This window comes from Stenomitos rutilans (assembly GCF_059505485.1).
On the sequence record NZ_JCACKR010000035.1, the window covers coordinates 61,162 to 85,848 of the forward strand.

Sequence of the window (24,687 nt, forward strand, 5' to 3'; positions counted from 1 at the left end):
CACAACTAGCGGTTAACCAGATTCATCCGATTTCTTCAGAATTTGGCTCTTGCTCTGGATTGACGCTAGGAACAGAGAGATCCAACTGCGTCATCCGCTCCAACTGTCGCCGACGCTGATCCATATTGGCCTGCTGTATGCTTGTGCGAAGCATTTCAGGCAATACATCAGCAATCTCTTCTGCTAGATGCTCTCTAACGGTCAGAATGCGAAAGGCCAGATCTTGGCGCTCTTGAAAGAGAGCCTTTAGATAGGCTTCACCATCCTGAATCTTTTCTCGTGATGAAAAGCTTTGCAACCAGAACGCTTGGGGCGGGTCCGTTTCACTGAGTTGAGCAATCACCGTTCGCACAGACTGATACGTCAAGTAGCTCACCAGCGTCTTGGCCGTATCTTTGGCAATTTGCTTTAGATCCATAGCGAACAAGATGAGTTGGGAAGGATGAAGGATGGAGTCAGACGAGCAAAGCGTCATTGGTCCTTCATCCTCCATCCGTGACGATTAAATGGTATCCATTGCGTCAAACTCAAACTTGATCTCTTTCCACAGTTCGCAAGCAACTGCCAGTTCAGGCGACCACTTGCAAGCAGCACGGATGATGTCGCCACCTTCACGCATCAAGTCGCGACCTTCGTTACGAGCCTGAACGCAAGCTTCTAGCGCAACGCGGTTAGCGGTTGCACCCGGAGCGTTACCCCAGGGATGACCCAGGGTGCCACCACCAAATTGCAGCACGGAGTCATCGCCGAAGATTTCCACAAGCGCAGGCATGTGCCATACGTGGATACCACCGGAGGCTACAGCCATGACTCCGGGCATGGAAGCCCAGTCCTGAGTGAAGTAGATCCCGCGAGAGCGATCTTTCTCGATGTAGTTTTCGCGCAGTAGGTCGATGAAACCAAGGGTGATGGCTTTGTCGCCTTCGAGTTTACCCACAACGGTACCTGTGTGGATGTGGTCACCACCGGACATGCGGAGTGCTTTCGCCAACACGCGGAAGTGAATCCCGTGGTTCTTCTGGCGATCGATGACCGCGTGCATGGCTCGGTGAATGTGGAGCAAGACACCGTTATCACGGCACCAGTGGGCCAGTGTAGTGTTAGCAGTGAAACCTGCGGTCAGGTAGTCATGCATGATGATGGGCATTTCGAGTTCTTTCGCGTACTCAGCCCGCTTCAGCATTTCTTCGCAGGTAGGAGCTGTAACGTTCAGGTAGTGACCCTTGATTTCGCCCGTTTCAGCCTGAGCTTTGTAGATAGCTTCAGCCACGAAGGAGAAGCGATCGCGCCAGCGCTGAAAGGGTGCCGAGTTGATGTTTTCATCATCTTTGGTGAAGTCCAAACCACCGCGCAGACACTCATACACGGCACGACCGTAATTCTTTGCAGACAAACCGAGCTTGGGCTTAATGGTGCAACCGAGCAACGGACGACCATACTTGTTGATTTTGTCGCGCTCAACCTGAATACCATGAGGAGGCCCTTGGAAGGTCTTTAGATACGCAACGGGAATCCGCAAATCTTCTAAACGCAGCGCTTTCAGAGCTTTGAAGCCAAACACGTTACCCACGATCGAGGTAAAGACGTTGGTGACAGACCCTTCCTCAAACAAGTCCAAAGGATAGGCAATGTATGCAATGAACTGGTTGTCTTCACCGGGAACGGGTTCGATGTCATAGCAGCGACCTTTGTAGCGATCGAGGTCGGTTAAAAGGTCAGTCCAAACAGTCGTCCAGGTACCTGTAGAAGATTCGGCGGCAACCGCAGCACCTGCTTCTTCAAACGGAACGCCTGGCTGTGGGGTCACACGAAAGGCGGCCAAAAGGTCGGTGTCTTTTGGAGTGTAGTCCGGCGTGTAGTACGTTAATTTGTACTCCTTAACACCAGCCTCGTACCCAGACTTCGCCTGGGTTCTTGTTTGCGCGTAAGACATAAATCTCCCTTCCTGTATAACTCTACAAAATTTCCCGATCGCAATCGTCGGAAGCAAGCCAAGCTTTCACCTGAGCGCATCCGAAAGTCAGCAACCACCTTCTGCTAATGGAGAATTCGTTGGTGTCCCAATCTTTGCAATCTGGGAGGTTGGGTGCAATGAACGAGTTGCTCACCCAATTCCTTCAGATTGCTCTCATAGTATCAGCTATTGGAGTACCAGCAATAAGCTAAGCTTCAAACATTCTGTATCGTTTGATAACAATAGGTTATGAATTGAGTCCACGTATAAAGTTGTATTGAATGGTGGACAAGAATGCCATTTTTTGCATAATTCGCCACCGAGTGCGCGATCGCAAAATCGGCACAGACGCATCAAAACAGGCGTTTCAGCCAATCGGCATGTTCCTCGCTGCAAGCATACGATCGAATTTTCAAGAGCCGTCCGAGAGGAACAAACCCTCACAAAAACCGTTCTCACCTCTTTGTTACACTTCGCAACAATTGCTTCACATTTCTAGCGGATCGTTATACATAAAGGTTTGCCTACTGAATCCAAAGCGGGTGTTATACAGAAAGTTTCAGCTCATCTCTTTAGTTAGGCTCCAGCTCATCTCTTTCACCTATCGCTTATGTCGGATCAACCTGCACCAAAAATCGAGCTGCTACGTGCAGCGTATGCGGCCTTCAACGCGCGTAATATTGATGCCGCCCTCGCACTCATGACTCCCGATGTGGCTTGGCCGAGAGCCTTTAAAGGTGGTTTTGTTCGTGGGCCTGAAGAAGTTCGTGCTTACTGGACAGAGCAGTGGAGCGAGATCAATCCACACGTTGAGCCGATTGCCTTTCACCCGGAGGATGTAGGGCAGGTTTTGGTCGAGGTGCATCAGGTCGTGCGCGATCTAACCGGAACTGTGCTTGCCGATGAGCACGTCGGCCACCGTTTCACCGTTGAGCATGGCTTAATTCAAGCGATGGACGTCTGTCCGCTTTCATCGTCTGGTCTCGGTGCCTAACCACGCTCATGCACACCAACTTAACTCTACGAGCCGCAAGTTCTGCACAGGTAAACTCATGATGAATAGGCTCGAACTTCCATCGAACAGATTATTGAGTTTTGGCAACCATGCGCGATCGTTCAATCGCCAGCTTTATCGGCTGACTGATCTTCAACCGATGCTTTGGTTGCTGTGTCGGACGATGGCTGGGTTTTCTTGCCGCCAAACAACTGCTTAAGTCCCGCTAAAGCCAGAATAATAAGAAACCAAAGTTTTTTCGCTACCACGCCTAAAATCAGCAGCAGTTTAGCAAGTAGCCCCGTTTTGGCCGCAGCGGCTCCGGCTCCCCCTGCAATGAGCGCGGTCAGACCAATTTCAGCCACTTTGTCTTGCCCAGAGACGAAATCGCTATATTGCTTACCGGGAATGTAGGCGTAGTTGGCAATTAAGACGTTTAGCTCTGGTTTGATTTTGGGTAAGTTGGCAGGAGATGTGACGAGGTTAATCGCTGTCACACCATTCCGGCCCAGTTTGCGCGTGTTGTAGTTGATCAGAGGCTTACCATCTTCGGTAGCGGCGATCGACCATACCAGATCGTGAGAGGCTGGGTCGTAGTGGGGCGGTTCTTGCCAACCCGTAATGAGGATGGGTGCTCCGCCCTGCGCTTGTCGCTTTTTGTTGTCTTCTTCGGTGCCGTTTTTAATGCTTTGCAGAATGGCATCTTTGTCGATCGACTGCGAGTCATCATCTTTGACATAGCCGATCGGGTTGTAGCTAAAGACTACCAGCCAATCTTGCTGATTGTCATTCGGTACCACCATCCCAATATCGTCATTGGAGGTGGGGTTTCCCAGATAGGTCATCAATTTACGAGTATCGTCAGCATTCGCAAAGAGATAGCCTTTGGGTACCTTTAATTGAGCCAGATTGTCACCCAAAGAGACGGCTTTTGGCCCCGCTGTCCAGTTCACTTTGGGCGGTGTGGCAGCGGCAAAAACGGGCGTGAGATTGAGTGTAATGAGCAATCCAACGATGAAGAAAAGGCAGATGCGAAACGGTGAACGAATGGCTGTACTCATAAGTGGCTTCTCTCAGGCATGATGGATTGGCTGCGTTGACCTTCAGCAATTCCAATCATCATTCCCAAAAGCGATCGCTCAGCCTGTTATGCCTTCATAAAGGTAAATATTTGGCTAAGAACAAAGACTCTGGCTGATTGCCAGAATGCCCGTAACTCTGAGAACTCGCAGAATGAGTAGGAATCGCTCTCTAACTTAAATTACGAGGCTGCGATCGGCGGTTCAAATCCTCAAGCGTTTGGATTAAATCGTTCGCTAGTGACTCAGTGCTGAAGCAGGGATAAACTAAAGCAGGCTGTTATACAGAAAGATTCTGCCTATCCAGCCAATTTGGGGTGTTATACGGAAAGTTTCAGCCTAATAATAGTTAGGTAGCTTTAGTCCCCGTCTAGGACGGTACATCAAGGTTATCGGTTGAGAATTCAATGCTTAAGTTAGTTCTATTAGTGAGCGGTTAAAAGAAATGCGAATTGGCGACTTCTTGTACTTTGCACCAAAACTTCAATTCTCTGATTTAGATTTAGACAACTCTGATTTAGGTGCTGCATGGGAGCAGCGCGTTAGAGGTTTTTACATAGAGCCAGCTTCTGCCTTAATATGCATGAATTATGCATTTGCCTCTGGTTTACTCATTTTAAGTGCAATCGATGCAATGAGCCGTTATGAAGCTGCTCAACGTCGCATAGGGAGAAGAGAGGTAGGAAAAGAATTTAAATCTTTTGTCAAAGCAGAATTGCAAAGTTTTAGTTCAGAGAAAAATGCTGATGATTTGTACGATAAATACCGGAATGGGTTGGTTCATGAAGCTCGTTTAAAAGAGGGTGCTGAATTTGATTTAAAGCAAGATGAAACCCTTTTGCGCCTTGGACCAGTCACAAGAGTCAATCCTGCGAAACTGTTGGAAGAAGTAAAGCAAGCTTTAGCTAAGTTTGTTTCTATTCTTGCTGAGGATGAGAATTCTAAGCAGTTTGCTGACTTACTCCGTAAGGATTTCGCATTTGAGCTAGGTTTAATATCGTCAAAGCGTGCAGCTACCTAACAACCGCGCTGCACCGGAACGCCCCAACATAGTCGGCTAAGTTGCCAAGTTTGTCTGCGTCCGGTGAGCGCGAACGTTAGCTGGCTTTAATTTCAGGTAGTGGCGTTTTTTAAGGTTATCTGTGAAAGTCAAGAATTATGGGTGATAGACCAGATATACCAGCGCCTCTAAGGAGGCACGTTTTGGTTGAGGCAGGGCATAGGTGCGCGATTCCAGCTTGCCGACAAACCCCTGTGGAACTTGCTCACATTATTCCTTGGGCAAAATGCCAAAAGCACGAGTTTGAAAATCTTATTGCTCTATGCCCAACTTGCCATACAAGATTCGATAGGGGGGATATAGACAAGAAATCAATAGAGATGTACAAGCAAAATCTTTCTGTTTTAAATAGCAGGTATGGTGACTATGAACAACGGATTTTGCAGTATTTCATTGATAACCCTGAAGCCGAATATATCAATCTACCTTTTGGGCAGAATACAGAAATCTTGTTGATGTACCTACTTCGAGATGGGTTACTAATTGATCTACCTGATAAGCGACCAATTACAGCATCGTCTAGAGGACGAGAATTTATGTGGTATGAATCGACAGAGAAAGGGAGACTTTTTATTTCTCAGTGGAAGTCTGCGGAAAATATTGAATAAACATCCAGATAAAATATTGCTAGAGTCGAGTAGCGAAGTAATGTTTTGATATGGTTGGGTAAGCGATAATGAAGAATGTAACTTCTAGAAGTTAAATTTTAATCATGACTGAACGACTTGAACAAGCGATCGCACAATTAAAAACTCTGCCCACTGACAAGCAGGATGCGATCGCAACCCTAATTTTAGAAGAACTCGAAGAAGAGCAACGCTGGGATGATTCTTTTGCTCGATCTCCAGACCTGTTGGCTAAACTAGCAGCCGAAGCAATGGCAGAATATCGATCGGGCAAGACTCAAGAATTAGACCCAGAAACGTTGTGAAGTCTCGTACCACTGCTGGTTTCCGTGAAATGTTTGGTGATCTCCCGAAACCGATTCAAGAGCAGACTCGCAAAGCCTATCGGCAATTCAAGCAAGATCCGGGCTATCCCAGCTTGCGATTCAAGAAAGTACATCCCAAATTGCCCATCTATTCTGCACGCATCAACAGAGACTATCGTGCTGTCGGGCAGTTGGAAGATGACACGGTGATTTAGTTCTGGGTTGGTTCTCAAACAGAGTACGATATGCTGCTTGATCAGTTGTAGAAGCGCCAGCTACCAAGTCGATGAAGTGGACGGTTGAGGGATCTTGGTGGTGATGCAAAGGTGATCTGCCGCCGCTTATCTTGGTCGTTAAAGCCAAAGTGATCTTGTTTGCAATGTAATGGGAATTCAGTACAAGAGTAGGTTGGAGAACACCGAGAGTCAAACAACGAGGATGCTTGAATGCCTGAGTCGTCACCCTTTTATGAGGTGAACTTGTGATGCCGATGATCGAGTTGCCGATCGAACAGATTGCTGAGTTTTGCCAACGTTGGCAAATCACTGAATTTGCTTTATGGCACATCGATCGCAACCGTTTTAAGGTTCGCCCACGAGGGTGAAGGCCGCCCAATCGATCGGGTTGGGATACTCCTTGAGCGTTGCTAACATTGCCTGTCGGAGTGCCTGCGCTTTGCCAGATTGAAGCGGCAGGTGGCGATAAAACTCGGTCATCAGAGCAGCGGTAGGCGCATCGGGAATGCTCCAGAGAGTGACGATCACACTGGGTACGCCTGCCAAGATGACGGAGCGCGATAGCCCAATCACCCCATCGCCCGTAATGGAGCCGCGTCCCGTATCGCAGGCACTCAGAACCACCAGTTGCGCTTTAAGCTTCAGCGCCAGAATTTCGCTGGATGTGAGGAGTCCGTTATCGGTACCCGCTGGAGCCAGAGCGATCGCACCGGGAACACCCAAGCCCTTAAAGTCATCCAGCAATCCATGCGTAGCAAGATGCACAATGCGGGCACGCGCCATTTGCGGCAACACCGTTGCTTTAGTGGCTTGGTTGCCTGTAAGGGGTTGAGTTTGAAGAATGGTGGCGATCGCGGTAGCTTCTTTCTCTGCACCGGGGAGATTTGCCAATTGTTCGGGGGGTTGTCCGACCTCAACCGCGATCGATGGCATGGTGGGATTGCCAACGACGACGGCAGATGGGCGATCACTGGCGCTTGGAGATGGAATGTCTTCTGCTTCCAGGCGATGGGTAAAGTCCAGCACTTGAATGGAGGGAGCCACCGAAAGGGTGTGCTGTTGAATTAAGTATTGCCCCTGAGCATCGGCAAGTGCAGGAAACGGCACCAGATAGAGGGAGGCTTGTGGAATGAAAATGACGTGCGCGTTGGGGTCGGGGGGGAGCAGATCGGCGATCGGTTGAATGAGCAGTTGATGGAGTCGCTGAAGGTATTTGTTCCGCTTTTGCTGACGGCGCTCCTCTCTCGTCAGGGAGACTCCTTCTGTTGGACTGGCACCCCGCCCACCTGCACCGATGATACTGCGGCTACTGCTGACGAGACTGGTGAGAAAGGACTGCTGCGCTAACTCCGTCTTTTGTGACCATAACGAACGCAGGTCAACCTGACGGAGCGTAATTTTGCCTGTAGGCTGCACGACCCAAATAAGCAGTTGAGATTCTTGAGCGGTGTCTTGACCATTCACCTTCACATGGTCGTAAAGGAGGGAATACTCAACCAGGGTGGCGTTTTGCTGCTGGGCAATTTGTTTAATTTGTGGCACGGTGGGCGATCGCACCGCATCGTTGAGCTTTTCTGGTAAAAGCGCTTCATTCGTGTTTGAAGGATTTTGCCCAGGACGATCGTTTGCCGGATTGGTGTGTTGGTCTGCCACTCGTGCGGCTAGCAGTTCTACAAAGGCACGGGCACGACCGCGTTCAGCAATTTCAAGCGCGGCTTCGGGTTGCTGTTGGGCAATCAAAACTTTTTGCAGGGTGCGATAGGTGAGGGCTTGCACGTCAAACAACGAGACCTTACTGGCATCATCGCTGCCCAAACCTGCCCGAAGCGATTCCCACACATCAATGCTTTGGCGCAAGTGCTGCTCGGCAACTGGTAGATTGCCTGCTTCAAACCAAACGCTACCAAGATTGTTCAGCGCTAAGCCTTCATCTCGTCGATCGTGAATGGCTCTGGCAATGGTCAGGCTTTGGTTATAGGCGGCGATCGCGGGCTTCAGTTGCCGTTGTGCGGCATAGATCTTGCCCAGGTTGAGCAATGCTTGTGCTTCGCCCTGTCGGTCTTTGAGCGATCGTGTTAGCGTTAAGCGCTTTTGCTGGTAGGTGATGGCTTTAGGATGGTCGCCCAGCGTATCGTAAATCAAGCCCAAATTGCCCAGCGTGATCGATTCACCCAACCGATTGCCGATGGCTTGTGAGATGGCAAGGGACTGCTGGTAGGCTGCAATGGCTTTGAGATAGTCGCTCTGATCGTCGTAAACGAGACCGAGATTGCTTAAGGCTCCGCTTTCGCCCACTCGATCGGCAATTTCTCGCGTGATTTTGAGTTTTGCCTGGATGTATGCCTCGCCTTTGCGCGGGTTGTTGACGGCAAGATACGCAATGCCGAGGTTGCCCAACGAGACGTGTTCACGCGTGCGATCGCCCACCTGCTTTGCCAACGCAAGACTTTGCTCATGAATTTTGATTGCCTTGCCATAAACGCCCAGACTGGCATAGGCAGAACCAAGGCTGCTGAGAGCTGCTTGCTCCAGGGTACGATTTTTACGAGCGCGGGCGATCGTAAAACTTTGTTCGGCGCTTTCAAGGGCTTTGTCGTAAGCGCCCATCTCGCGATACACCACGCCTAGATTGTTGAGTACGCCGCCCTCTTCGATCGCATCGGTGTTGGCTCTAGCAAGTGCCAGGCTTTGCTGGAGGGTGGCGATTGCCAGGTCATAATTGCCCTCTGCAAACGAAATGGTGCCCAGCATCCGTAGTGCCGCGCCTTCTCGTCGTCGGTTTTTGTGTTTACGGGCGATCGTCAGGCTCTGCTGAGCAGCTTCGTTGGCTTTGGGAAACTGGCTGGTCTGGTAATAAAACGTAGCTAAATCTTCCCAGGAAGCGGCTGCTCCAGCAGGGTCTTTCACCTGTTGCGCCAACGTCAAATTTTGCTGATAGAGCGCTAGAGCCTGAGCTGTCTTGCCTTGATCGCGGTAGATTTCGCCCTCTCTCTTGAGCAACCGTCGTACCATACCGTAGTTTTTAATTTGTTGAGCGATCGTCAAACTTTGCTCATAAAGCGCAATCGCCTTGCGGTAGTCCTGCTGTGCCTGATACACATTGCCCAACTGCTCTAGCACCGTCCCCTGCCCATACAGAAATTTGGTGTCTTGAGCCAGTTTGAGACTTTGCTGATAGTCGTCGATCGCCCTGGGGTAGTCGCCTTCAGCAAAGGCAATGCTCCCTAGTTTGCTCAACCCAATGCCTTCGCCCATGCGATCGTTCAAAGCGCGGGCGATCGTCAGGCTTTGCTGGTAATGCTCCATTGCCTGGGCAAATTCCCCCAACGATTTATAGGTGCTGCCCAAGTTGCCGAGTGCTGCGCCTAAGCCCTGTTTGTCGTTGAGTTCCCGCGCAATGGTGAGCCGCTGTTGGTACACCTCCACGGCTTTAGCGTAGTCGGACAATCCAGCATAGGCGTTGCCCACATTGCCCAACACCCGACCTTCCAGAAAGCGGTTCTTGAGTGCCCGCGCGATCGTCAAACTTTGCTCATACAGCGTCAGCGCTTGCGGGTAATCTCCCCGGTCTTCGTAAACAAAGCCCAGACTATTCAGCGTGGTGGCTTCCAGGTTTTGGTCTGGGATGGCTCGCGCGATCGCTAAGCTCTTTTGGTAAGAATCAACGGCGCGATCGTAGTCCCCCAGGGTGGCGTAGGTCAGCCCCAATTCTGTGAGCGCACCCCCAATACCCGTTTGATCAGGAATGGCTTGATACAGTGCCAGTGCTTGCTGATAGAGCGTAGCTGCCGCTTCATAGTGACCCGCATCAAACTCAGCAATGCCTTGCTGCAAGAGCTTGTCTGCTTCGGCTTTAGGTGTGTCAGATAAACGGATATTGGGAACTTGGGCAACGGCGGACGATCGCAGCACGCTGCCGCTGGTAGGAGCAAACCCTACAGAGAGAATCAGCGTTAAAACGAAGAGAGCAACGCGGACTTTCCAATCAATGCGGCAGCGCATGGGCAAGCATCCAAAACGAGCGGTGCAACCACAGTCTGCCCTATCAGCACTGAAAACGCGATCGGTGGCTCACAGGCTTTAAAGAATGGTTGCTACCAAAGTAGGGGGGCACAGCCGTTCGCCCCTAAGATCATGGGCTGAGGCTAGATAATGTCGTGCCTTTCTTGGCAACTGCCGTACCCTGTGAAACCATTTATCCTACATGAACCACGAGGGTTGCACAGGTGCCTCATCTAGTCTCCTTGTAGTCTTTATTCTCTCTACAAGCTTCTTGCCAGAACCGTCTCTATCCGCTAGACCCAGCTAACGTTGCGCAGCCATTTCCACACGCCTGTACTGCGTCTGACTATCACGCCCTGGCTTTGTTCTTTGGCAATCGCCATCAGTTCGTCTGTTGTAAAGCTATAGCCCAGTTGCTCTGTGATTTTCAAGAAATCATCTGGATTTGTAACCCCTTCAAAGCGATCGCGCAATGTTTCATCGTAAGCAACCGCTTCTAGAAACCGATTTGCACTTTCAATAGACATCCCTGAGCCTCCTTCTGCTTGGCATTTCTATCCAGGTTTAAGCGTATCTTTAATCGTTATAGTGCCCTAAACGGCTCTCTTACTAGCAAATGCTACCGAATTGGGCCTGCCTTTTGGCGAACCGTAAGATCATGCTGATCAAGCGCGATCGTCCTCGATCGTGGCGGTTTCTGGACTGGAGAGCAGAATGAGAATTTGGTCAAACTGAAAGCCTTCAGCTAGCACGCTAATGACCTCTTTTAGGGACGCTTGTGCTACTGGAATGCGTTCTAGCAGATCAAAGACGCGGGTGTCGCTGCCTTCTAAGGCGGCACGGTAGAGTTGTGCCCTCCAGGCTTCGGGTTGCCTGGCTAAGCTGGTTTTTAGATCACGGTCAGACAACTGTAGGGAGGCTTGATCGTGAGGAGCAGGCTGAGGGGTTTGGATAGAGCCAGCGGTTTCATAGAGATAGCGCACGTTCAAATGCTGGCTAATTTTGGTAAAGAGGGATAGTCGTTGAAAGGGTTTGCTGAGAAAGTCGTTACACCCAACGGCGAGAAAGGCTTGCCGCTGCTCTTCAAAGGCACTCGCGGTGAGCGCGATCACGATCGTGTCTTGTGTCTCGGCGTTAGCTTTAATTTGCCGGGTGGCTTCAACACCGTCCATGACAGGCATACGCATATCCATCAAAATCAAGTGTGGTTGCCATTGCTTGCAGACCGCGATCGCCTCTAGCCCATTGTCCACTTCCTTCAATGCAAACCCTGGGATCCGCAGCATTTGTGAAAGTAAATAGCGGTTGGTGGCATTGTCTTCGGCAATCAAAATCCGATATGTGGGTTGGTTGGGGGCTAATCCAATCACAGTTTGAGTAATGGGACGTAGGGTAGGAGCGTTGATCGAGGTTGTATAACGAACGGGAACGGCAAAGGAAAAGATACTGCCACGATCGCGCTGGCTCGTGACGGTGATATTGCCATCCATGAGTTGTACAAATTTTTGGCTGATGGCAAGCCCCAACCCGGTTCCTTCTGAAGCGGCTAAGCCACTACGGGTTTGTTCAAACGGTTTAAAGAGATTTTGGCGCTCTTCTAGTGACATGCCCACGCCCGTATCTTCTACCGCAAAGTGCAGTTTGATCGGCAGCGCAGTCTGTGATTCATTGAGTAGTCGTGGGTTGTCTGTCGGCGGAAGCATAGCACTCTGAGAGACCCTTAGCGTCACGCCACCGCGTTGCGTAAATTTGATGGCATTGCCTAAGAGGTTAATCAGAATCTGTTGAAGCTTGCTTTCGTCGGCGATGACAAATTGGGGTACGTCTTGTGCACACACAATGAAGAACTGCAAGTTTTTCGCCTTGGCGCGCAGGTGCAGCATTTCTTCGATGTTGTGCAGCAAATTGTGAAGATCAAAGTGATCGACATCCAAGGCAATTTGTCCGGCCTCAATTTTGGACATCTCCAACACATCGTTAATCAGCTTGAGCAGGTGCTCACCGCTGCGGTTGATGATATCAAGATATTCGTGGTGGGACGGCGTTAATGACCCATCGCATGACATGAGTTGAGTAAAGCCCAGCACTGCATTTAAGGGGGTGCGCAACTCATGGCTCATATTAGCCAGGAACTCACTCTTAGCACGGTTGGCGGCATCTGCAAGCTCTTTGGCTTCTTGCAAAGCGGCGGCTTGCTGTTGGGTTTGGGCAAACAATTCGGCTTGTTGTACAGCCACTCCGAGCTGCCCACTGATTTGAGAGACCACCCGAATTTCAGCCTCCTGCCATTGTCGTGGTGCGTCGTTCTGGTAGGCGGCTAGCAAGCCCCACAGTTGACTGCCGCAAAAAATGGGAACGATGACATAAGCCCGTGCTTGCAGTGCTTCGAGCAGTTCGATATAGCAGTCATCAAACCCTGCGGTATAGATGTCAGGTACACAGCAATGATTGTTTCCTGTGTGATAAGGCCTGCCTTCATTGGCTTGCAGGTAGGTGTCTTGAATGACGATTTCCTTGCCATCAAGCCGCTTGATGATGCAATCTGGCCGATCGACCGCAACTTTGATGAGCGCTGGATCGTCATAGCGAGAGGGCACGATCGCAGTCCAGGTTGGCGAAACCGACTCAGAGACCACATGGCCGCTCCAATCCGGGTTAAAGCGATAGATGAGGGCGCGATCGCAGCGAATGGCCTGCCGTAGTTCCACCGTCGTGGTGTTAAAGATGTCATCCAGGTCTAAGCTCTGCCGCATCCGTAGAATGACCCGCGTGGTTGCACGCTCACGCTCTGCCATCCGCTGCAATTCGACTTCTGCTGCAATGCGTTCTTGAATTTCTGTTTCGAGGGTGGTGTTAATGGTAAGCAATTCAGCCGTCCGCTCGTCTACCCGAAATTCCAGCGCTTCATAGGCTCGCCTGCGACCTTGCTCGGCCCACTGCCGCTCAAGCTCGGCTGCGGCACGGGCTGCAAACACCCGGATAATTGCGTGTTGGTTTTCGTCTAGCGGAAGTGGCTGCGTATGCATCAGACATAAATGTCCAATGACAAGCCCTGCCGCATTGACTAAAGGCACCCCCAAGTAGCTTTCCGCTTGCAGCTCTTTGGCAACGGCAGAGTTAGGAAAGCGCTCCTGCAAGGCATCTGGGTAATGACGCAACTGACCTTCTTGAATCACCACCTGGCAAGGGTTACCTGCAAGCACGATCGTCAGATTTGGAACTAAAGCCTCGTTGGCCCAAAACGCCAGCGTTGTAATTTCACCAGGACGATCGATCAAGATTTCTGACACGATGGCGTAGTGTAGATGCAGCCCGATCGCTAGATGCTGCACTAGCGCTGGAAAAAAATCGCTGCCCGTGACGGAGGCGGTGCCAGCCACAATGTTTTGCAGGGCATCTTCTGCCCGTCGTCGTTCGACAATTTCTTGCTGCAACTGCTGATTAATGGTTTCGAGTTCGTCTGGTGTTTTGAGCGCGAGAAACTGCGGCAACAAGTTCACAAGTTGCAGTGCTGTATAGCAAGAAACCAGAGCCGTCAGCGCACGTACCCCACCTGATAGCCAATAAGCGGGATACCACAACGTCCAGATATCCAACAAATGCCCGGTACCGCACAGTACGATGAACGCCCCAAACATGACAAAGATATGAGAGAAGGGAATATCTTTGCGCTTGCGGATGAAGTAGATGAGCATGGCTGGGATCGAGAAGTAGGCGATCGCAATCAGCGCATCGCTCACAACATGTAGCCCAATCAGCGGTGTTTGCCAAAGATAGCATTGCCCATGCGGCATATACCGATCGGGCGCAAGCAGGTTTTGGAGCAGTTCCAGCATTATTGCCTTCTGTTTTACAGTTGTGAGCCCTCAAGCGCTCATCCGGTTGCTTCAAGCGTGCATGAGCATAACAGCGGTAGTGGTGTGCAGCCCTTCGTTAAGCAAATTTCTTAAGACATTGCGATTCAAGTACTCCAGCACACGCATTGCACGGCGACTCGATCGCTGAGTTGAATAAACAAGCCGTCAGGTACTTGACCTTTGCCGGAGAAAAATCTGGCTACGTTCTATTGCACTTTTGCTGTTCAGTTGTTTGACAACAAAAGCTGCTTCACGCTGCCATCAATACTACTAACGTAAGAGGGTAAACGCACCTCATTAGATTAACGAACTACTCTCTAGGATGCCCAATCTCATTACAGAATATTTGCAAACATTGTGGCTGTATACCGTGTGGTACATTTTAGTCTTAATCTGTTTCGGGGCTGCTTGAAAGGCACTTGAAAACGCCTTCAGCTTGTCTCTGAACAACTCAGTTATGGGCGATCGACCTCAGCACAAAAGTTTTGAGTTCTGGCTTGTGCTTGTGCCTTTTTACCGCTGATTACCTTTAAAGATCGAATGATGCTGCATCAGTCAGTGCTTCTGCTCTGAGCGTTGGTTACGGTCTCGATCGCGGGTTAATAAACCTTGGGAAGGGCTAAACAAAAGCGTCAGCACCAATAGACCAAAACTGAGCAACACAATGCAGGGGCCTGACGGCACATTTAAATAATAACTGGCATACATGCCACCAACATTGGCAAGCACACCCATCAGAGCACCGACTCCCATCATGTGGTGGAGGTCCTTTACCAGCAAGTAAGCCGCCGTCCCTGGACATACTAACATGGCTACCACTAGCACCACGCCGACGGTTTGCATACTGGCGATAATCGTCAGCGTTACAGCTGCCATAAGGCCAAGGTAAAGGCGTTCTACAGGCAGGCCGATCGCCTGTGCGCCCAACCGATCGAAGGTGTAAAACAGCAGTTCTTTATAAAAAAGCCGTACAAGCAACAACACTGTAATGGTAATTAACGCAGTTCGCACAACATCTTGCTGTGTTACGCCCAGAATATCGCCAAACAAAAAGCCATCTAGATCGAGCTTGTTCCGTAACAGTGTAATGAGTAAAATTCCCAGCGCAAAAAAGCTGCTAAACACGATCGCCATTGCCGCATCCACTTTAATGCGCGTTTGCGATCGTATCCAGGCAATGACAAAGGCACTAACAATGCCCGAAACAAAGGCACCAATCAAAATATTAATCCGCAAAAAGAAGGCGATCGCCAGCCCCGGCAAGACCGAGTGGGCCATCACGTCTCCCAGCAACGACATCCGCTGCACAATTAAGTAGGTACCAATCACAGGGCATAAAATCCCGATTAGCATACCGACTGACAGTGCGTTTCGCATAAATTCAGAGCTAAGTGGCTCAAGTAACCAGTCGAGCATGAGGGGAGGGGGAAGGAGAGTTTTAAGTTTTGAGTTCTGAGTTCCGATTCTAGCCTTCCGCCTTTTGCCTTTTGCTATCAGCGGTCAGCGTTCTTCTAAAAACTAACAACTGACAACCAACAACTTCTCTAGCCTCTACCTTCTTTTACCTTCTACCTTCTGCCATCTGCCATCAACAAAAGAAGTTACTTTCTAATGAGTCATGAAAGTGCGGTAGCTGTGGGGGAATGCCGTAGGCGGTTTGGATGTTTTGCTGGGTCATGACCTCTTTAGGGGCACCGTGGGCGATCAGACGTTGGTTAAGCAGCAACAACTGGTCGTAGCGATCTAAGATACCACCCCATTCGTGGCAACTGATTAAGAGGGTTTTGCCTTGGGCTTTCAATTCATCGTAAATCTGAAAAATGAGCGCTTCGGTTTTTTTGTCTACGGCAGCGAGAGGTTCATCTAGCAGAAGCAGATCGGCTTGTTGAGCGATCGCTCTCGCCAAAAACACCCGCTGCTGCTGCCCGCCCGAAAGTGCTCCAATGGGACGATCGCGTAAAGGCAGTAACTCTACTTGCTCCAAAGCCGCTTTGACAACTTCTTGGGATTGGCGACTGTACGATCGCAGCCAACCCGCATGGGTAGTTCGCGCCATCATGACAACGCCCCAAACTGTGATGGGGTAATCCCAATCGATCTGCGATCGCTGGGGAACATAGGCCACTCGCTGACGCTGCCGTTTTAGCAGTTCGCCTTGATACAACACCTGCCCTTGCGTGACTGGCAGCAGACCCACTAGCGCTTTAATCAGCGTGCTTTTACCTGCACCATTAGGGCCAATTAACCCCACCAGCGAGCCATCAGGCAAGTCGAAGCCAATATTCTCCAGCGCCTGCAAATGACGGTAATTGACACTAAGGTGCTGAACCTGTAGCATAACGACTTAATTGGAATGAGAATCATTATCACAAATATACAGGAAGCTTTATGCTGTGTAAACCGATGTTGGATCAATGGTTGAGTCAACGGAATTACGTCGTTGGGGTGGCGACAGTGTCGCTACTGCTTGGGTTAAGTGGATGTGCCTCGAAACCGACCACTCAATCAGTGAGTCCAGCGGCACAGAGCGATCGTCCGCTCGTTGTGGCTACCAATACCGTTTTGTGTGATCTGACGCAACAGATTGCGGCTGATACCATAGACCTCAAGTGCCTGATTGACGCTGGCTCTGACCCTCATGAGTACAGGCCGAAGCCAGATGACCTCAAAGCGATCGAACGGGCAAAGCTCATTCTCTACGGTGGCTACAACTTTGAGCCTGAAATCATTCGTCTGATCAAAGCAAACACTAATCCTGCGGCCAAAATTGCGGTGGATGAAGTCGCGGTGCCCACGCCTCAATCGTTTGAAGAAGACGGCCAAATAGAGCCTGATCCCCATGTGTTTCACAATGCTGCCAATGGTGCTCAACTAGCAGCCGTGATCAACAAAAACCTGTCGCAACTACAGCCACAGCAAGCCACGCTCTACGCTGCCAATACTCAGAAAGTGACGAACGAGCTGACTCAAATCCACGCCTGGATCAAAGCTGCAATTGCCACCATACCGTCTCAGCAGCGCAAACTGGTGACAACCCACGACGCCTTCGGGTATTACTCCAAGGCGTATGGTATTCCTGTTGTTGGTGCCTTGCAAGGTTTGAGCACTGAAGAAAAAGCCACCCCTACACGGGTAAAGGTGCTGGTTCAAGAGATTACGCGAGCCAGGGTGCCAACCATTTTTGCTGAAACGACGATTAACCCACAACTGCTTGAAGCGGTGGCAAAAGAAGCCCGTGTCAAAATTGCCGATCGCGCCCTGTTTGCGGATGGGTTGGGCGAAAAGGGCAGTGACGGTGATAGCTACGAAAAGCTTTTGCTTGCCAATACCAAAACGATCGTTGAGGGGTTGGGCGGTAGATATACACCGTTTCAGGTGAAGTGAATGGAGTAGAAGGCAGAGGGCAGGGGAGCCAGAGGAGGCAAGGGGGCAGGGAGGCAGTGGGCGTAAGGAGTGGGAAAACTCAAACCTCTTACGCCTCACGCCTCTCTCTTCCAACTCAAAACTCAGAACTTATCGATGATCCCGTTGTTGTTGGGCACACTAGGCATTAAAGCAGGCTGGGCTCATGCTTGGCTGCTTGCTCAATTCAGCCTTGAGACGCACCATACGCTATGCCTGTGCAAAAAATTCAGCTTGAAGTCCTACAAAAAATTCGGCAGCACATACAGCATGGCTTTGCGTTGCCTGAATCTGAAAACCATCCCCGATCGTGGGTTTCGTTTACTGCTGAAACAGAGGTTCCAGAACCCGATTCGCTGAGTGATCTGAGCGATCTCTTTAATTTTGGTGGTTCGCTTGAAGAAGCAACGCATGCTCCTAATACGCGTGGGGAATGGTTTATTAGCGCGGCCAATCCAGGTGCGGTGTTAACGAAACTTCCTGGACTCAAACTCAAGCAAGACATGCGGTTGGTTGCTTATCTGCATCGACAGACAGATGAAGGGATTGGTGCCATTTGGGCGGTACCAGAAGTGCTCAGCACCACGGCTCAACTGGAGAATGCGCTTGCTGCCAGTGGCGATCGTACCCGGCCACCCCAACCAGAGGGCGCTTTACCCAATGCCATAGAGGCGATCGAGGGCGATCGTTCTCCGGCTTCCTTTATCATTGCGTCTCTTTTGCGGCGAGAGTTAGGGGAATTTGGACGACTTGGTAAAGCCTGTAGCTGGTCGCACCATCGGTTGATTGAAGCGTTACCGGCTCAGGTGCAATGGCAGTGGAAGGTTGAAACGCCTAAAGATCTCTCACCCAAAGTGCTGCTGTTTCCTGATGGTAAGGCCGCGATCGAGTTTTTTAGCTGTCGCGTTGTGCCACCCGTCGCGCTCTTCCAGCATCTCGATCAATATTCAGACGAGCAGTACAAGGCAACGGTTTTAGACAGAGTGGTGGCGATCGCGCAGCGAACCTAGTGGTCTGTCAAGGTTGAAAGGATGGGTTAGGAGTGGATGGGCTAGGAGTGAATGGGTAGAGTGTGAAAGGGTGGATGCGTTGATCAGTAAGCCAGCACATCGACTCATCGACCTCTCAACTCAAAGTTGACGTTCTACTAGCTCACAAACGCACACGCCCCTAACTAGGATCAACGCAGATGGATTCGCTACAATTAGCCCAACCATTGGCCTTGTCATCTCACTACAATGACCACTCTGCTTTACCCATCGGCTTCTAGCGAAGAACAGCGGATTGTTTTGCCTAGCGTGACGTGGCAACAGTATGAAAGTCTGCTAGCAACGTTGGGGGACTATCCAGGCTTGCGACTCATTTATCTGGAGGGAACGCTAGAAATCTTTATGCCTTCTCCAGAGCATGAAATGATTAAAAAGATCATGGCAAGACTGTTAGAACGATATGCCGAAGAAGTTGATATTCCCCTACATGGCTATGGCTCAACCACTTTTCGACGTGAAGCCAAAGCACGAGGCTTGGAGCCTGATGAGTGCTACTGCGTCCATACGTTGAAAGCGTTACCTGATCTTGCGATCGGGGTTGATTTGACCAGTGGGGGAGTTGATAAACTCGCGGTTTATAAAGGGCTAGAAGTTCCAGAGGTGCTCATCTGGCAAAGTAATCAACTCACGCTTTATGACCTTCGTGGAGACAGCTATCAAGAAATCGTCAGGAGCCAATTTTTTCCAGATTTAGATTTGCCTTTATTCGCACAGTACGTTCGTCCGCAAGAGCAGCCACAAGCTATTAAAGCATTTTTGCAAGCGCTGCGTCACTGTGGTTGAGCCGATGCCTGGAAAGGATTGGTACAGCGAATGGCAATCTCAGCAGTTTTGGGCTGCGCTCTGAGGAGTGAAAAGAACGTTGGGTTGCTGAAGCTGCGGGGGTCGATGCGCGATCGGGAGCGATCGACGGCTTTGTGCGTTGTAATGCGCTCATCGGCAACGCCTGTTTTTGCCACCAGCCACGCAAGGGATTTGTATTGAGCTTGGGTGTAGCCGCTGTGGGTATAGCCGTTGTGATTGCCGTCGTAAGGTGTTTCTAGCGAAATGTGGTAGGCAAAATTGTTTACCGATCCTGGAAACGTGGGATGGGTTTTCACTGTTTCATCACCATTAGCACCCACAAAGACAGAATTGCCTGCCCCAAACGCGCGTTTGTCCGGCGGTACTAAATAGACCAGTGTGCCATCTCGTTTCACCAGCGTGTGATAGCTGACCTGATCGTCATCACTGCGATGAAAGGTTTGAAACATGCCGATCGCGCTGCTGGCAGACCCAACAGTTTCGTGCAGCACAATCAGCGGTTCTAAGTTGGCAGGTTTGCCGTTGATGTCATTGAGAAAGCGATCGCCGTAGTTTGTGGGATCGACAAACGCGATCTGCTCCCTTGGTACATCACCGAACGCTGGTGATGTGGTTCCTGGCGTTGCCTTATCGCCCGTTGGTAACGCGAGCTTAGGTTCTTGCCGGAAGCGCGAACGGTCAAAAGAACCGCTGGCAAGCAACTGGGCACGGCGCTTTAACATCGCCTGAGTACGTGCTTGGACGCTGCCGCGATCGGGCTGTAAGGCACAAGTGGTAGAGGCCGGGTCTGGCTTCGCTAAAGGCGTGTTTGGCTGTCGCAGTGTATCGACACTTTGAGCAACGGTCAACTGGCTACGGCTGGTGTTAATGACAAACACAAACGTCGTCAGGCATAGCACAACCGCGATAATAGTGGAAAAAAGTTTTCGGTTCATATGCATCATTAGTCGGCATCTGAGGTGCAACAATGCCTGGGTTAAAGCTTACATGATCAGGCGCATGATACTGGCTAGGTGGGTGGTGAGGCGCAGTCTGTCGGATGCTCGATCGCGCCAAGTAACTTCAGAGTGTTCTTTTGAGCGGTCGTGAGTCCGGTTACCCCTGTAATTTCTGCCCCCTCATACGGTCGTTGCACCCTTAATGTTTCAAGGCATGATGGTTCAAAGCCATCCACAGTCTGACTCCAGAGCTTAACGGTGCCATCCTGACTACAGCTTGCCAGTAATGTGCCATCGGGGCTGTAGTCCAGAAAGCGAACCCAATTTTGATGCCCGTGTAGAGTTTGCAGCAGGGGGAGGGAGGCAAGGGAAGAGGGGAGAGCATTGGATTGAATAGCTCCTGACTTCTGACTTCTGACTTCTGACTTCTGACTTCTGACTTCTGCAATATCCCACAGTTTAATGATGCCATCCCCCCCGCTACTGGCTAATATGGTGCCCTCAGGGTTAAAAGTAACAGTCAGCACCAGGCTGGAATGCGCTTGAAACGTATGTAGCCGATCGCCCGTTTGCACGTCCCATACAATCACAATGCCATCTGACCCACCACTCGCCAGTAGCGTGCCATCGGGATTGAAGGCAATACAGCGAATCCAACTCATGTGACCATGCAACGTATTTAAAGGTTGCACATTCATGGATGGCGGACTGTTGGGGGCATGTAGCGGCGCAGTTGGGGTGACGATCGACCAGAATCGAATGGTTTGATCCTGGCTGCCGCTGGCGAGGAGGTGCCGTCGTCCTGCAAAAGGTGATTGAGGCGTAAAGGCAACCGCACAAACGCCGCTTTCGTGTCCATACAAACATTGCTTAGACACATATGGGGACTCATCGCCCGATCGCTCCCAAAGGCGAATCGTCCCATCCAGGCTACCGCTGGCTAGCAGTTGACTATCTGAGCTAAAAGCAACTGACCAAACGGCGTGGGTGTGTCCGGTGAGGGTGAGGGAGTGGGGAGTGGGGGGTGGGGTGGGGAGTGTCTTCTGCCTTTCGTAGGCCGTGACCTTCCACAGGCGTACAGTACCATCTTCGCTGCCGCTGGCGATCATGCGGCCATCGGGGCTGAAGGCAACTGACCAAACCCAGCTAGTGTGCCCGGTGAGGGTATCGGGTGCAGGGGGCGGGGTGGGGTGACGATCGATCGATCGCTTGTCTTGCGAAAGTTGCCACAGGCGGATGGTGCGGTCTTGTCCGCCGCTGACCAGGGTTTGCCCATTGGGGCTGAAGGCGATCGACCAGACACCGCTGTTGTAGCCTTGCAGTAAGCGTAAGCATTGATTCGTGCGGGCATCCCACAAGCGGACAGACTGATCCTCACTACCGCTGGCTAGCAGGCTTCCAGCCGGACTGAAGGCAACAGCAGAAATCCAACTGGTATGACCTTGCAGCACCCGCAGGCAATCGCCACTGTCGTTCCACAACCGAACCGTGTGGTCATCACTGCCACTGACGAGACACGCACCGTGCAACCCACTGCCTGGAGATGTCGCAAAGGCAATCGATCGCACCGCTTCCGCATGCCCCACCAAGGTTTTGTAGCACTGCTGAGTTTCCATATTCCACAGCTTGATGGTGCGATCGCTGCTGCTACTAGCCAGCGTTCTGCCATCGGGACTAAAGGCGATCGACCAGACCCAATCAGCGTGATCGGTAAGGGTGAGGAGTGAGGAGTGAGGGGGGAAGTTTTGAGTTTTGAGTTTTGAGTTTTGAGTTTTGACTTCTGGCTCGTGGCTTCTAACTTCTGACTCCTGCGCCAAATTTGACATGTCCCATAACTTGATGGTGCGATCGTAACTTCCGCTGGCTAGCAGCCGTCCATCCGGGCTAAATGCGACAGAATGCACTTCATCGGTATGACCCGTCAAGACTGCGGTGAGTGCGCCTGTGGCAACGTTCCAGATTCTCACTTGGGGATCTTCGTTGCCGCTGGCGAGGTACGTACCAGTGGGGTCAAAGGCCAGCGAGAACACACGACTGGTATAGCCCTGGAGCGTTTGTACACAATCGCCTGTGTGCAAATCCCACAGGTGAATGGTGCCATTAGCGCTACTGGCAAGCAGCCGTTTATCGGGGCTAAAGGCAACCGACCAGGCCCAGCCATCCTTAGCCTTGCAGGTAAGCAACTTCTTGCTATCAGATACCTGCCAGATGTGCACCTCGTAGCTAATATCGCTTGCTGCCAGCAATTTGCCGTCCGGGCTAAAGGCAACTGCCAGAATTTGGCTAAACGTTTCGGTAAAGACCGATTTGCTGAGATCAGAGTAAGAAAAATCGGTTCCATGCAGGTGTACTTTCTGGAGGTAGGCTTGCCAGAGGGTGAGGTGAGAAAAGTCACGATCGCGCAACACAGCTACAGTGCGGTTGCCCAACCCTGGATCGCTCATCCCACTACCACTCAGCGCCAGCTCGTCATCAGCTCGATCGACTTGAAGCTGACAGAGCAAATTGATCACATTGCCACCCACATATCCGATCGTGTGGGGTGCCTGCCCACGTAGAGCACTGAGAAGCTGCATCAGGTCACGATCAACATCCGCTCGACTGCCACTGTGCAACAGGCGATCGACAATTGGCAACAGCAGCAAGCGTATTTGCGCCTCACGCACATAATCTTTTGCCTGCGCTTTGATGAGTGCGTGCGATCGCATTAAAGGAGTAGAAGGCAGTTTTGAGTTTTGAGTTTTGAGTTTTAAGTTTTGAGTTTTGAGTAGCGCTTCGCGCCGCGTTGCTAGAGAGTTCTGAGTTCTGAGTTCTGCCCCCTGCCCCCTGTTCCCCGTCCCCTCTCCCCTGCCCTCTGCCTTCTCCTCCCCTACTCGCCATTCCCCACTCCCCACTCCCCTAATTTCTCCACACACATCCTCAATCAACCGCTCGGTCATATACTCCATCACGACGGGTTGCAGCGTGAAAAGAGTGCCGTTTTTTTCAATGAGAGAGCGTCGTTCTAGAGCTGTGAGGGTTTCGAGCAGTTGGGTAGGGGTTACAGGTGGCAAACAGTCGGTCTGCAACTCTGCAAAGCGAAGCGGTTCGCGGTTGATTGCCAGCCAGAACATGACCTGTTGTTCGAGATCAGATAGGCGACCCATTTGGCGTGCCAGCAAGTCCCGAATGTCCCCAAAGACCGAGCTACCTTGCTGGGAAAAGTCTAAAAACTGCGTCAGGCTGCCGTCAAAGAAATCAGCGATCGCTGTAGCGACAATTTTCAGCGCGAGAGGATTGCCAGCATAGTGGTCAACGAGCTGTTGCCATTCTGCTGCCGAACCAGAGAAGGTGCCTTTGATGCTCAAGATTTCCCGTCCGATCGCGGCTGGTATGCCCGTCAATTGGAGTGATCGCACAGGCAAGTTGTCGCCCTCTCTGGGCGCAAGCCCTTTGGGCTTTTCACGACTGGTCATGAGCAAGCAACTTTGGTGTGGGGTTTCGCTGAGGCACCGCAAGAGCTGACCATACCCCTCGTAGCCTGGTAGGTAGCCCCCGTCACGATCGCCCGGTTGCATCACAGTTTCGGCGTTATCCAAAATCAGCAAACAGCGGTGAGCGCGTAGATAGTGCAGCAACCGCAAGATCTGCTTGTCTAGCGTGTCCATGTCTGACAAAAGTGCCTGCGCCTGCTGATTGGCAACGAAGTGAATCAAATCATGCAGCAGCGTGTGAATGGGTGGGGCATTGCGGAGCGATCGCCAGATGACGTATTGAAAATGGTCTTGAATGTGTTTTGCCAGCCGAACCGAGAGCGCCGTCTTGCCAATGCCACCCATGCCAAAAAGGCCAATCAGGCGACAGCGATCGTCCAGTACCCAGTGCTCCAGGGTGGTGAGTTCAGCCGATCGACCATAAAAAACCGAAACATCGCTGGCTTCGCCCCAGTCTTGGTGGGGTATAGAGTGTGGAGAGTTCTGAGTTTTAAGTTCTGAGTTCTGAGTTCTGAGTTCTTGCCCCCTATCCTCTGCCCCCTGTCCCCTGTCTCCTGTCCCCTGCCTTCCGACTCCCAACTCCTGCCTTCCGACTCCCGACTCCTGACTCCCAATCCCCTCCCGATTGGCGTACCGCTTTAAGGCAACCTGCAAATTATTTTTCGTTACCCGTTCGCCCACCACTTCTGAGAGAACCTGCCAGAGTTGCGAACCTGTTTGTTTGATGTAGCCCACTTCGTAGCCCGACTGTTTCGCAATCTCTTGATACGACAAGTCATCCCATGCTTGCCGAAACACGATCACCTGCAATCGCCCTAAACGCTTGTCGCTCAACGCTTTTTCAACAATTTTGAGTGCTGCATCAGCATCCATACGTAGAAGGTAAGCAAACGCTACAAAAGTAAACG

19 protein-coding genes are annotated in these 24,687 nt (G+C 51.1%); 9 read left to right on the forward strand and 10 right to left on the reverse strand.

What is annotated here, in order from left to right:
* Positions 1-22: 22 nt before the first annotated feature.
* Together rcbX and AC5JLP_RS05850 are read right to left on the reverse strand one after the other, a co-directional pair.
* Entirely contained in the window at positions 23-475 is a 453-nt protein-coding gene (gene rcbX, locus AC5JLP_RS05845; protein WP_496066978.1) for a RuBisCO chaperone RbcX, read from the reverse strand.
* 27 nt (positions 476-502) lie between these two features.
* Positions 503-1,933 carry a form I ribulose bisphosphate carboxylase large subunit gene (locus AC5JLP_RS05850; protein WP_496066979.1) on the reverse strand — a complete coding sequence of 477 codons (1,431 nt, stop codon included), beginning with the start codon at positions 1,931-1,933 and terminating at the stop codon, positions 503-505.
* A 631-nt stretch (positions 1,934-2,564) separates the two neighbouring features.
* On the opposite strand from AC5JLP_RS05850, the gene AC5JLP_RS05855 reads away from it, so the two are divergent.
* Positions 2,565-2,948: a nuclear transport factor 2 family protein gene (locus AC5JLP_RS05855; protein WP_496066980.1), complete on the forward strand. Its 384-nt coding sequence runs from the start codon at positions 2,565-2,567 to the stop codon at positions 2,946-2,948.
* A gap of 122 nt (positions 2,949-3,070) precedes the next feature.
* On the opposite strand, the gene AC5JLP_RS05860 is transcribed toward AC5JLP_RS05855, so the two are convergent.
* Positions 3,071-4,009, reverse strand: coding sequence for a DUF2167 domain-containing protein (locus AC5JLP_RS05860; RefSeq protein ID WP_496066981.1), 939 nt, complete (start codon positions 4,007-4,009; stop codon positions 3,071-3,073).
* A 463-nt stretch (positions 4,010-4,472) separates the two neighbouring features.
* On the opposite strand from AC5JLP_RS05860, the gene AC5JLP_RS05865 reads away from it, so the two are divergent.
* From AC5JLP_RS05865 to AC5JLP_RS05885, 5 genes are all read left to right on the forward strand, one after another.
* The gene (locus AC5JLP_RS05865; protein ID WP_496066982.1) at positions 4,473-5,048 is read left to right on the forward strand and encodes a hypothetical protein; all 576 of its coding nucleotides are present in this window, start codon (positions 4,473-4,475) and stop codon (positions 5,046-5,048) included.
* A gap of 182 nt (positions 5,049-5,230) precedes the next feature.
* On the forward strand, positions 5,231-5,695 hold the full coding sequence (locus AC5JLP_RS05870; RefSeq protein ID WP_496066983.1) for an HNH endonuclease: 465 nt from the start codon (positions 5,231-5,233) through the stop codon (positions 5,693-5,695).
* A gap of 104 nt (positions 5,696-5,799) precedes the next feature.
* Positions 5,800-6,018, forward strand: coding sequence for a hypothetical protein (locus tag AC5JLP_RS05875; protein ID WP_496066984.1), 219 nt, complete (start codon positions 5,800-5,802; stop codon positions 6,016-6,018).
* Positions 6,015-6,233, forward strand: a complete 219-nt coding sequence (locus AC5JLP_RS05880; protein ID WP_496066985.1) for a ParE family toxin-like protein — start codon at positions 6,015-6,017, stop codon at positions 6,231-6,233. The genes AC5JLP_RS05875 and AC5JLP_RS05880 overlap by 4 nt, the downstream gene beginning before the upstream one ends.
* A 266-nt stretch (positions 6,234-6,499) precedes the next feature.
* Complete coding sequence (locus tag AC5JLP_RS05885; protein ID WP_496066986.1) at positions 6,500-6,622, forward strand: hypothetical protein; 123 nt, start codon at positions 6,500-6,502, stop codon at positions 6,620-6,622.
* On the opposite strand, the gene AC5JLP_RS05890 is transcribed toward AC5JLP_RS05885, so the two are convergent.
* The 5 genes from AC5JLP_RS05890 to AC5JLP_RS05910 all read right to left on the reverse strand — a co-directional run bounded on the left by AC5JLP_RS05890 (position 6,600) and on the right by AC5JLP_RS05910 (position 16,451).
* The gene (locus AC5JLP_RS05890) at positions 6,600-10,256 is read right to left on the reverse strand and encodes a tetratricopeptide repeat protein (protein ID WP_496066987.1); all 3,657 of its coding nucleotides are present in this window, start codon (positions 10,254-10,256) and stop codon (positions 6,600-6,602) included. The two genes, AC5JLP_RS05885 and AC5JLP_RS05890, sit on opposite strands and share 23 nt — an antisense overlap.
* A 293-nt stretch (positions 10,257-10,549) precedes the next feature.
* Entirely contained in the window at positions 10,550-10,783 is a 234-nt protein-coding gene (locus tag AC5JLP_RS05895; protein WP_496066988.1) for a Nif11-like leader peptide family natural product precursor, read from the reverse strand.
* A gap of 138 nt (positions 10,784-10,921) precedes the next feature.
* Positions 10,922-14,092, reverse strand: coding sequence for a GAF domain-containing protein (locus AC5JLP_RS05900; protein WP_496066989.1), 3,171 nt, complete (start codon positions 14,090-14,092; stop codon positions 10,922-10,924).
* Between the two features lie 576 nt (positions 14,093-14,668).
* Positions 14,669-15,529, reverse strand: coding sequence for a metal ABC transporter permease (locus AC5JLP_RS05905; RefSeq protein ID WP_496066990.1), 861 nt, complete (start codon positions 15,527-15,529; stop codon positions 14,669-14,671).
* 172 nt (positions 15,530-15,701) lie between these two features.
* Complete coding sequence (locus AC5JLP_RS05910; protein WP_496066991.1) at positions 15,702-16,451, reverse strand: metal ABC transporter ATP-binding protein; 750 nt, start codon at positions 16,449-16,451, stop codon at positions 15,702-15,704.
* Positions 16,452-16,501: 50 nt separating this feature from the next.
* Between AC5JLP_RS05910 and AC5JLP_RS05915 the strand changes: the two genes are divergently transcribed.
* The 3 genes from AC5JLP_RS05915 to AC5JLP_RS05925 all read left to right on the forward strand — a co-directional run bounded on the left by AC5JLP_RS05915 (position 16,502) and on the right by AC5JLP_RS05925 (position 19,347).
* Positions 16,502-17,497, forward strand: coding sequence for a metal ABC transporter solute-binding protein, Zn/Mn family (locus AC5JLP_RS05915; RefSeq protein ID WP_496066992.1), 996 nt, complete (start codon positions 16,502-16,504; stop codon positions 17,495-17,497).
* Positions 17,498-17,727: 230 nt separating this feature from the next.
* Entirely contained in the window at positions 17,728-18,525 is a 798-nt protein-coding gene (locus AC5JLP_RS05920) for a hypothetical protein (protein WP_496066993.1), read from the forward strand.
* 228 nt (positions 18,526-18,753) lie between these two features.
* Positions 18,754-19,347, forward strand: a complete 594-nt coding sequence (locus tag AC5JLP_RS05925) for a Uma2 family endonuclease (RefSeq protein WP_496066994.1) — start codon at positions 18,754-18,756, stop codon at positions 19,345-19,347.
* On the opposite strand, the gene AC5JLP_RS05930 is transcribed toward AC5JLP_RS05925, so the two are convergent.
* Together AC5JLP_RS05930 and AC5JLP_RS05935 are read right to left on the reverse strand one after the other, a co-directional pair.
* On the reverse strand, positions 19,335-20,303 hold the full coding sequence (locus AC5JLP_RS05930; protein WP_496066995.1) for a peptidoglycan recognition protein family protein: 969 nt from the start codon (positions 20,301-20,303) through the stop codon (positions 19,335-19,337). The genes AC5JLP_RS05925 and AC5JLP_RS05930 overlap by 13 nt on opposite strands.
* 74 nt (positions 20,304-20,377) lie before the next feature.
* The gene (locus AC5JLP_RS05935) at positions 20,378-24,652 is read right to left on the reverse strand and encodes a WD40 domain-containing protein (protein WP_496066996.1); all 4,275 of its coding nucleotides are present in this window, start codon (positions 24,650-24,652) and stop codon (positions 20,378-20,380) included.
* Between the last annotated feature and the right edge of the window lie 35 nt (positions 24,653-24,687).